We start from the raw sequence: 9,022 nt of genomic DNA on the forward strand, positions 1-9,022 counted from the left end.
CTCACGACACGAACCGAACTCGCCCACTGGCAAGGAGAGACCGACAGCGGCAGCGCTCAGACGAGAACCTAGATGCTGCACGCAGTCTGCGAGCGGAACCGCGCGCCGGTCTGGCGCCCATACCGCCTACTTCGCTCCCGGCGCGGCGGAACGCGAAGCGGGCGCGCGGAGACGACCGGGCCGCCGGTGCTCGCGGCCCTCTCGCAACCGCTCATGGTCGGCGACCATCTGTTCGTCGATCGCGATGGCCTCAGCAGTGCGCCGCGCCTGCCGGTAGGGGGCGGCAAGGTTGTCACGCGTCGTGAGCGGGCCGGGGTGCTCGCCACCCAGCAACCGCTCTTGGCGGGGTGCGACGCCCAAACCTGCGACGAAACACGGAAATGCGAAAAGGTCTCGTCAGGCCCAGGTAAGGATTGCGCAGGTCGCTTCTTGTTCACTCGACGGATCTACTCGCATAGATCCAGGTGGTGGTGTCATTCCGTCAGCCGCCCGGCACTCCACTGTCCGGGCCGACTCTGCGGGAGAAACCCACATGCGCCGCTTCACCGCCACCACCAGCGCCCTGGCCCTCGCGGCCGGCGGTCTGATCATCGCCGCGACGGGTACCGCCCACGCTTCGACCTGCTCCCATGCGTACCTGCCGCTGCCCGACTCCTCCTGCACACCCGGCGCCTACAACTCGGACGTCACCCAGTCGAACATCCACAGCACCATCTGTGTGTCCGGCTGGACGGCCACCGTCCGTCCCCCGACGTCCTACACCAACCCCCTCAAGGCCCAGGGCATCATCGACTACGGCTACTCCGACACCAACATCGCCGACTACGAGGAAGACCACCTCGTCCCCCTCGAACTCGGCGGCGCGCCCCGCGACCCCGGCAACCTGTGGCCCGAGCCCTACTCCGGCTCCCAGACCGCGCACTCCAAGGACGGAGTGGAGACGAAGCTGAAGAACGCTGTCTGCGCCGGCACCGTCACCCTGTCCGCCGCGCGCAGCGCTATCAAGAACAACTGGACCACGGCCCTGCAGGTCACCGGAATCGGCTGACCCTGCCAACCGCGGGGACATCCAGGCCACATGTGCTGGATGTCCCGCCCGTGCGGGCGATCGTGGAGCCGCTTCGGGAAACACGGGGATCTCTGACGGCTCGCGTTGTACGCCGCGGTGAGCGTCTCCAAGCCCCTTGAACGTCGTCAGGGGGAGCCCGGAGGGCGTCAGAACGCCGGCGACAGCCGCGCAGTGCCGGGAAGGACGGTGCACGTACGTCCCCGCACCACATCCGTACGGCCGGCCGGATCCCGCGTCAACTGATGCCCAGGGTGGCGAGCGCCGTCGTCCAGTCGGTGACGATCGCCCGCTGCGCCTGCGCGAGGGTGATCTTGCCGGCGCACACGGCGGTGTGCAGCCTGGTCTCCACCGGGTCCTTCTTGTTGTTGACACCTGAGCCCTGGCGGTGGCCCGGGTCGGCCGGCTCGACCCAGAGGTTGCGGTAGTCGTTGGGGTCACCGCCGAGTTGAAGGCTGATCAGGTGGTCGTACTCGGCATCCCTCATGGCGCCCTTGTAGCCGTAGGAGGCGGCGTTCAGCTGCTTCTCCTTGCCCGTGACCGACGTGGAGGGCCGGATACCGGAGGTGTAGCCGCCCTTTCGGCAGATCGTCGTCTTCAGGTTGGCCTGGGTGACGGCCGGGGAGATCGCGCCCGGGGTACAGGCCGGGTCCTCCAGCGGCTCGCCCTTCTCGTACCGGTAGTGGCACGACCCGGTGGCCGGCTGCTGCTGCACCGTGTACTTCTTCTGCGGGCCAGCGCCGACCGCGATCGCATGCTCTGCGCCCGCGGCACCCGACCCGGACGCCTCCGGCGCCGAAGCACCGGACGAGAACGGGTCCGACGTGCCCAGTGAGACGGACGAACAGCCCGCCAGCAGCAGACAGGTCAGCAGCGCGGGCGCGGCGGCAGGGCGGAAAGACGGCATGACGACCCCTCACGGGCAGGTGACAGTCGAGCAGATGCTGCCCTACCGGCAATCCCGCACGCCGGGCAGGGGGTGCTGGTAGGAGCACAAGAGTCAACTGCCGGGGCGCACGGCGGGCCAGCCGAGGCGCCGACGTCCCCTGCCCCCGGGGCGGGCGGGCCCCGGGTCTGTGTACGCCGTTGGCGTGCCGCTCGAGGTGAGCGGCACGCCAACGGCTGCCGGGCTGAGGTGTGCCGGGCCGGACGGTCACCGGCACGCGGGACCGTGTCGGTCAGTGACGCGCGCCATCACGGTCACCGCGGTGGTCGCGGTCGCCGCCGTCCCGGTGGTCACCGCGGTGGTCGCCGTCCCGGTGGTCGCGGTGGTGGCCCCAGGAGGCGTCGTCGATGAAGCGGCCGTGGTCGTTGCGCAGGGTCGCGGTGTCGGAATCGTTGTTCCACACGTAGTTGCGGCGGTCCTGGTAGACGTCGGCGAAGCGGTCGCGGCCCTCACCAGTGTGGACCCGGACGGTGGCACGGCCGTCCAAGCGGAAACGGTCGAAGGTGTAGGTGTGCCCCGCCTCGTCGGACAGCGTCCAGCCGTCCAGGTACACCGCACGACGGGACGTGTTGGTGACGTCCACCCACTCCTTGTTCAGCGACCAGTTCGAGCGGTCGTCCCGGCCCGGGGAGTCGTACTGCACGGCGCTGATCACCACCGCCCGGTCGTGCGGACGGGCGGCGGGCTGGCCGGCGGCCGCAGCGGGCAACGCCAGCGCACCCACGGCAGCAGCAGCCACGGCAGCAGCGGCGGTCAGACGGCGAGCGGTCACAGAAACGGACACGAGGTCCCCCTTCTCGGGGCCGGACACCACCGGCATCTGCAGCAGGAAAGCCGCAGGCCAGCCGGGGTGTGTTGTGCGGGTCGGCGGCCGGGTCGGCCGCACACCCACACCTTGCCCACGAAGCGGAGACGATGTGTCGGACACACGAAGGTCGTGACAGATCCTGCATATTTCTATGACTCTCGCCTGCAACATCCATGCATGCGGCGAATGCACAAGTTTGACGGAACGTCACCCGTAAATCCCGGTACCGTAGCGGGATCGCCGGGACGGACCGCTGCCTCAACGCCTCCTCCAGGGCGGGGCCGTCACCTGAAAGTGCGTAACAGCCGCTGAACTCATGTCCTCTCCAGGCAGCGTGCGGGCACCTGCCCTCCGGGCACGATCCGCCACAGGCTTCCGCCGCCGCACTCGCGGTACTGCGACCAGCCGCCCCGGCCCACCGCGAGCACACACGAGGGCACCCGCTCGCCCCGGCGCAGGTACCGCACGATCGGCGAACGCGTCGTCGCGACCGGGCCCTCGTTCCACGCCGGCTTGCGCACGGGAACGCGCTGGACGGCCTTCCAGGTCGACGTGCACGGCGCGGCCGCGGCCGCCGTGGTTCGCGGAGCAGCCGACAGGGCGGTCGCAAGGACGGCGGTGACGGCGGCCGCCGTGGTGAGCAGACGTCGGGGCAGGTGCATACGCGATCAACTCCCGCCCCGGGCAGACCGGTCACGGCCGCCTCTCGTAGATCACCCGCAGGAGCCGGCCGGGCAGCTTTTCTGCCCGGCACCGCGCGCGGGGCTGCCGTCGCGCGCAACGGTGGCACCTGCGCGGCCGCCCCTCGCCCGCCGCCCGAGGCCTGTCCCACCCACTCACTTCTCTGTTCTTCCTGCTGTGGGGCGTGGACTCGGGGGCGTAGAGGGGATGTCGGCCGCCCGACCACGGCAGGGGCAGCGTGGTGACCTGCGGGTTCGTGGGCAGGTGCGGCAGGGGGTGCGGCCGATTGTCGGACGGGTTGTGGGTGGGGATGTGGGCCAGGTCCACGGAGGTGTTGTCGCTTCGTGACCGTGGTCGGGCCTTCACGGTCGATGGTCTGGTCGGGGCCGGCTGCTGCTGTGACTCGGTGCGCGGCGCCGGGCGGGCCGGTGCCGCACCGGATGGGAAGCGAGCGGATCCGTGATGATCGGCGTGGACGTGGGCAGCGGGGACCGGATGGCGCTGGGCGTGCTGGCGCAGTACCGGATGGCCACCACCGAGCAGATGCAACGGGTGATTGCACCCTTGGTGCGTATCGAGCAGACCCGGCGGCGGTTGGCCCGACTACGCCAGGAGGGGCTGGTCGATCGCATCACCCTGCCGCAGGCCGGACGGATGCGGGTGTGGTTCCCCACCGCGTACGGCGTGCAGCTCGCCTGCGAGTGGCCTGAGCTGCGCGGGCACCGCCCCTCCAGGACGGTGTCCGATCCGACCGCCGTGCGGTTGAAGGCCGGCCACACGCTGACCGTGACCGAGACCGCGCTCGCCTTCCTCGAGGACGCCCGCCGGCATGGCGATGTGTGCCGGCCGCTGGACTGGATCCCCGAGGTCCACCACCCGATCGGGAGCGGCGAGGCCGTCATCCCTGACGCGCTCCTGTACTACCGGCGCGGCCCCGCCGACGGCGACAACGGGTCGATGCTGCGGGCGTTCGTGGAAGTCGACCGGGCCACCATGGGCCCCGAACGCCTGGCCGCCAAGCTCACCGCGTACGAACGCCTCTACCGCTACGTGCCCGTGGTCCCCGGGCGCCGGCCGACCGTCCAGGAACCGGCGGTGGAGGAGTGGCGGCGGCGCTACCCGCTGTTCCCTCGCGTCCTGTTCGTCCTGGACGGCACCGGACCCGCCGGTGTGGAGAACCGGATCGGTGCCCTGCGCGCGGGGGCCGGGCTGCTGGCCCGCTTCCCGTACGACGTCCCCGTGCTCGCAGCACCGCTGGGCGACCTGCTCCACCACGGCCCCTCCGCACCCGTGTGGCGTCCTGTCCACGACCCCGACCGTCGAGTTGGCTGGACCGAGCCGGGACATCGGCAGCCGTAGCACGCTGACCAGCCGTGGTCGGGGTGAGCAGTACGTGGTCAGGAGCCGTGGTCGGGGCCGCGGGCCAGCCCCTACCATCACCACTCAGCGGGAGCGACCCCACCATGTTGGTCTGCCCGGTTGAGTCATGCGGGTCAGGAGCGTGATGAGCGCCCAGGTCAGAGGCTTCCAAGCGTTGAGGAAGCCGTTCGTAGTCAGGATGCCGGCCGGTAGGTGGCGGTCGGACCGATCGCGCCGGGCCCGAAACGTTCCCGGATCCGGTCGGCCGCCCCCTCAGCAGCGAGCCGTGCCTGCCGGGCGGCGTCGAGACTGAGCTGTTCAGCGACCTGGTCGCTGTCGACCAGGTCCTCGCCGCGCAGTGCGAGACCGGTCAGCCGGCCCCGCTGCAGGCCTGCGGCGTCCATGATCTGGTAGGTGAGCCGGCGCAGGTCGTCCTCGTGGCCGGACGGTTCGGCCAGGCGGCGGGTCTTCTCCCATGCCGGTCCGCCGGCGAACGTCAGCGTGAGCGTGAGAGCGCGCGCGGCCTGCGCGCGGCGGCGCAGCTCGGCACCGAGCTGTACGACCAGGCCGAGCAGGGCCGAGCGTGCCGTGGCGCCATCGAGGACGTCGTGGGGGAACCGGTGCCGGACGCTGACGGAGGCCGGCAGGCGCTGCGGGGTGACGGTGCGGGGGTCGATGCCGCGGGCCCGGTCGACGGCCGTGCGGCCGGCTTTCCCCAGCAGGCGCTGCACGGTCGCGGCCGGCAGTGCGGCGAGCAGGCCGACCCGGTTGACGCCGTAGCGGTGGAGGGCGGCGGCCTGACGGGGGCCGATGCCGTGCAGGTCCTCCACCGGGAGCAGGGCAAGCCAGTCGGCGGCGTCGGCGCCCTCGACGGTCAGGACCCCGCCGGGGTGCGGGACCTGCGCGGAGGCGGTCGCGGCGACGGTGATGGTCGGGCCGATGCCGACGCGGACGTCGACGCCGTAGCGGGAGACCGTCCGCAGCCGCAGGATCTCCCCCAGATGGGAGGCGGTCACACCGTGGTAGCGCAGCGCCCCGCGCAGGTCCACCAGGGCCGCCGTGGGCGGCAGGGCCTGCACCACCGGCGACAGCTCCGCCAGCTGCTCCAGGACCTGCCGGTAGCCCTCTTCCGACAGCCGGTCCGGGCAGCGCACATGCATCACCACACCCGACCGACGCCCCGTCGACTCCGCACGCATCCAGCGCTCACCTCCCTCGCCACAGTATCGAACAGAAAATCGAACACGCGACAGCGGAGGTCACGGTAGCGCGCCTAGAATCAAAAACATGTTCGACAACTTGCGGGATCTCCCGGACGACCTGGAGCGGCTCCAGACGCTGCGGATCTGGCATGCCATGTGGCTGGAGCGCATCGACCGCAAGGCCGCCGACCTGCGGCAGCGGCAGGCCGAAGAGGACCGCGGCCGGGCGCGCCGCCCGCCGGCGCCGGACTGGATCCTCGAACTCGCCCGCGCCACAGGGCATCCACTGGCCGTGCACGTCGGCGACTGCGGCATGGCCGGCCCCCGGACACAGCCGGTCGGCCAGGACGACGCCCGCCGCCTCCTCACCACCGACGGGGTGCCGGCCTGCCCGATCTGCCGCCCGGACACCTCCCTGCACATCGTCGACTTAGCCGGTGACCTCGCGCACGCCGTACCCGGCGGCCACGCCGTCATCGCACTGTCACCAGACCAAAGCTGATCGCACCGGACCAGATGCTGCGGGGCATGGCAGACCTCCATCACAGGCCCCGAGCCCTCTCAGCCTAGGTCCTTCCCTCACCTTGCGGCGCGACCGCTTCTCTATGCCGCTGAGGAGTCGCTCTGGCGGCCGGCAGCGGCCGGAGCGGCCGTGCATCAGAGGGTGCATGCCAGCCTGCCGTCTGTGGTCGCGATGTCAGCCAGGTACGGCCTCGCGCAACACCAGCGCGGTCCGGTCTCCGCGGGCTGCTCGCGGAACGGATGGGTCCGTCCAGCCTCCTGGGGACTCTGCAGCGCTTGAGGGCTTCCGCCCACTCCATGTGGCTTCAGGGCAGATCGTGGTGCGTGGGGGGCGCAGTGGAAGGCTCATCGCCGTCAGGAGGCCGGGGTGCGGGTCGGTTACCTGTCCAGGCTCCGTAGAGGCCCGACAATGCAACGCAGACGGTGGCGAGGGAGTTGGTCGGCACTCCCAGGAGAAGCAGTACGACTCCTGCGGTAAGGATTGCGATGAAGACCGCCGAGTCGAGGCGGTTGTGTGAACGCATTTTGGGTGCCTTCCGAGTGTGACGATCCATTGGAAGGCCAGGCTGCAGGATGTTCTGATTGTCCGTCTGGCGGTCGATGTTGCTTCCGCAGGTCACAGCGCGGGAAAGTCGAGGACATCACGGACAGGGGGGACTGGATGCCGGGACGAAGTGGGGGTCGGCCGCCTGGGCCCCTGAAGGGGGAGACCCCTGAAGCCGATGCGCTCGCCGATTGGCTACGCAAGCTCACAGGAGACTTGACGCTCCGCGAGTTGCAGGAGCGGTTCCCCTACGGCCGCAACCAGTGGAGCGAGTTCCGTAACGGCAGCAAGCTGATCCCGAAGTACCTGATCGCTGACCTGGTCAAGGCTCTTGTCGACCCTCCGTCCCGTGCGATGAACCAGCAGCAGGGAGAAGAGCTGCTGAAGGAAGCCGAAGCTGCTGCAGTAGCCGGCATCGTGGCCCGTGCCGACCGGCCCGCCGGCACTGCCATCGAACTGCAACTACGGCTGGACGACGCCCGCAGAGGACAGCTCGCAGCCGAGAAAGCCCTGACCGGTACCACCAGCCTTATCTACATGCTTCTGAACTCGGTCGGTTCGCTGACACGGCGCTGCAGCGAGTTGGAGCAGGAACTTACCCAAGCCCTCGCCTCGAAGCAGCCCACGAAGGTTGTTGAAGAGGAGTTGAGCAACACCAAGACCGTGCTCACAGAGGTCAAGGAGGGTTTGCGCCGGGCGAGGGACGAACGCGAGGAAGCCGAGAACCTGCGCCTAACGGCTGGGCAGAAGGCTGCGGAATACGAGATTGCCCTGGCTGAAGCGGCCCGCGCGGCGCCAGCGGAGGAGACGTCGCTCCAGGACGACGACAGCTCATCGCGAGACACCGGCGAAGCCCGGGAGGAACCAAGGAGGGCCCTATGGCAGGAGTCCCGACTCCTCGTCGAGGTGGCCATCGAGAGACTCGACGAGTATGAGGAGAACAGGGTCACCGCCAAGCAGCGGTTGGGGGTGACCGCCGACGCGGTACCTCCCGAGTCGCCGAACGTCGTGGAGGGAGAGGTTGTCCGCGCGGACAACGCGGATAACGGTGCTGATCAGGAAACGTGTACCCAGTCGGCAGCGGAGGAAGGTCTCTCCGGCGAGGGAGCCGAGCCGGCGCTCAGCGGGCCGCGCGCCGCCCCAGGACAGGCCAGGCGACGCAAAGTTCGAATGATTGAGCGGCTGGTCCCCGTGCGGGAGCTGTGCCAGAGGGCCCTCACGCGCGATCTGTGGCGCCGAAGTTGGCAGGCGACCCTTCACGTCCTGCTCCTGAGTGTCGGCATCGTTGCAGCTTTGCTGGCGGACTGGGCTCTCGCCGCCTATGCCACCGCGTTCATGCGCGCACGAAGGATGCATCCGAATCCGGGGGGTGCAGGCATCGCCATGTTGGCTGTGTTTCTGGTGCTCCTCGCGGCGGTAACTCTCGCAGTCGCTGGCGCAATCGTCGCCGCCTGGCTTGCGGAGTTGAGCGAGGACAACAAGATCAGCACCACGCTCACTGTTGTCGCCGCGTTGGCGTCAGTGCCAGTGGTGGTAGTCAGCCTGGTCTACCCGCAGGCCTTCGGTCCCATCGGTAACTGGGGGGACTCGGTTGTCCACTGGTTCTTGTCTGTTTTTCCGCCCCCGGGCTACAAGGCTTTGGGCTGACCTTCCGCGTCAGGTGAGTACCAGCCTCGCGCAACACTTGCGCGGTCCGGTCGCAGATCTTCGTCAGTTGCTCGGACTACGGCGGTGATCATGGATCGGTTCTGGGAGTGTGGTGAATCGCTTGCGATCAGGCCGGGTCGCTTTCATGGCCTCGGGGGCTGAGCCGAGTGGGCCGGTTCCCCAGGTTTGGGGAACCGTGCTCAAGCAGCGCATGCCGGTCGCCCAGGCCGTCGGGGCGGTGTTGGAG

General features: G+C 69.6%; 8 protein-coding genes. 4 read left to right on the plus strand and 4 right to left on the minus strand.

What is annotated here, in order from left to right; all coding sequences use genetic code 11:
* Positions 1 to 532 precede the first annotated feature (532 nt).
* Positions 533 to 1,048, plus strand: coding sequence for a hypothetical protein (locus tag ACWDGI_RS42675; protein ID WP_450768443.1), 516 nt, complete (start codon positions 533 to 535; stop codon positions 1,046 to 1,048).
* 256 nt (positions 1,049 to 1,304) lie between these two features.
* Here ACWDGI_RS42675 and ACWDGI_RS42680 read toward each other — a convergent pair whose 3' ends face one another.
* From ACWDGI_RS42680 to ACWDGI_RS42690, 3 genes are all read right to left on the minus strand, one after another.
* The gene (locus tag ACWDGI_RS42680) at positions 1,305 to 1,973 is read right to left on the minus strand and encodes a hypothetical protein (RefSeq protein WP_450768444.1); all 669 of its coding nucleotides are present in this window, start codon (positions 1,971 to 1,973) and stop codon (positions 1,305 to 1,307) included.
* Between the two features lie 271 nt (positions 1,974 to 2,244).
* A complete protein-coding gene (locus tag ACWDGI_RS42685; protein ID WP_450768445.1) occupies positions 2,245 to 2,796 on the minus strand; it encodes a lamin tail domain-containing protein in 552 nt (183 codons plus the stop codon).
* 338 nt (positions 2,797 to 3,134) lie between these two features.
* Entirely contained in the window at positions 3,135 to 3,482 is a 348-nt protein-coding gene (locus ACWDGI_RS42690) for a hypothetical protein (RefSeq protein ID WP_450768446.1), read from the minus strand.
* A 481-nt stretch (positions 3,483 to 3,963) separates the two neighbouring features.
* On the opposite strand from ACWDGI_RS42690, the gene ACWDGI_RS42695 reads away from it, so the two are divergent.
* Positions 3,964 to 4,860, plus strand: coding sequence for a replication-relaxation family protein (locus ACWDGI_RS42695; protein WP_450768447.1), 897 nt, complete (start codon positions 3,964 to 3,966; stop codon positions 4,858 to 4,860).
* A gap of 194 nt (positions 4,861 to 5,054) precedes the next feature.
* On the opposite strand, the gene ACWDGI_RS42700 is transcribed toward ACWDGI_RS42695, so the two are convergent.
* Positions 5,055 to 6,059 carry a DNA polymerase Y family protein gene (locus ACWDGI_RS42700; RefSeq protein WP_450768448.1) on the minus strand — a complete coding sequence of 335 codons (1,005 nt, stop codon included), beginning with the start codon at positions 6,057 to 6,059 and terminating at the stop codon, positions 5,055 to 5,057.
* An 88-nt stretch (positions 6,060 to 6,147) separates the two neighbouring features.
* Between ACWDGI_RS42700 and ACWDGI_RS42705 the strand changes: the two genes are divergently transcribed.
* A complete protein-coding gene (locus ACWDGI_RS42705; RefSeq protein WP_450768449.1) occupies positions 6,148 to 6,564 on the plus strand; it encodes a DUF6233 domain-containing protein in 417 nt (138 codons plus the stop codon).
* Between the two features lie 780 nt (positions 6,565 to 7,344).
* The gene (locus ACWDGI_RS42710; protein ID WP_450768450.1) at positions 7,345 to 8,775 is read left to right on the plus strand and encodes a hypothetical protein; all 1,431 of its coding nucleotides are present in this window, start codon (positions 7,345 to 7,347) and stop codon (positions 8,773 to 8,775) included.
* The last annotated feature ends 247 nt before the right edge of the window (positions 8,776 to 9,022 follow it).

This window comes from Streptomyces sp. NPDC001220, assembly GCF_053597895.1.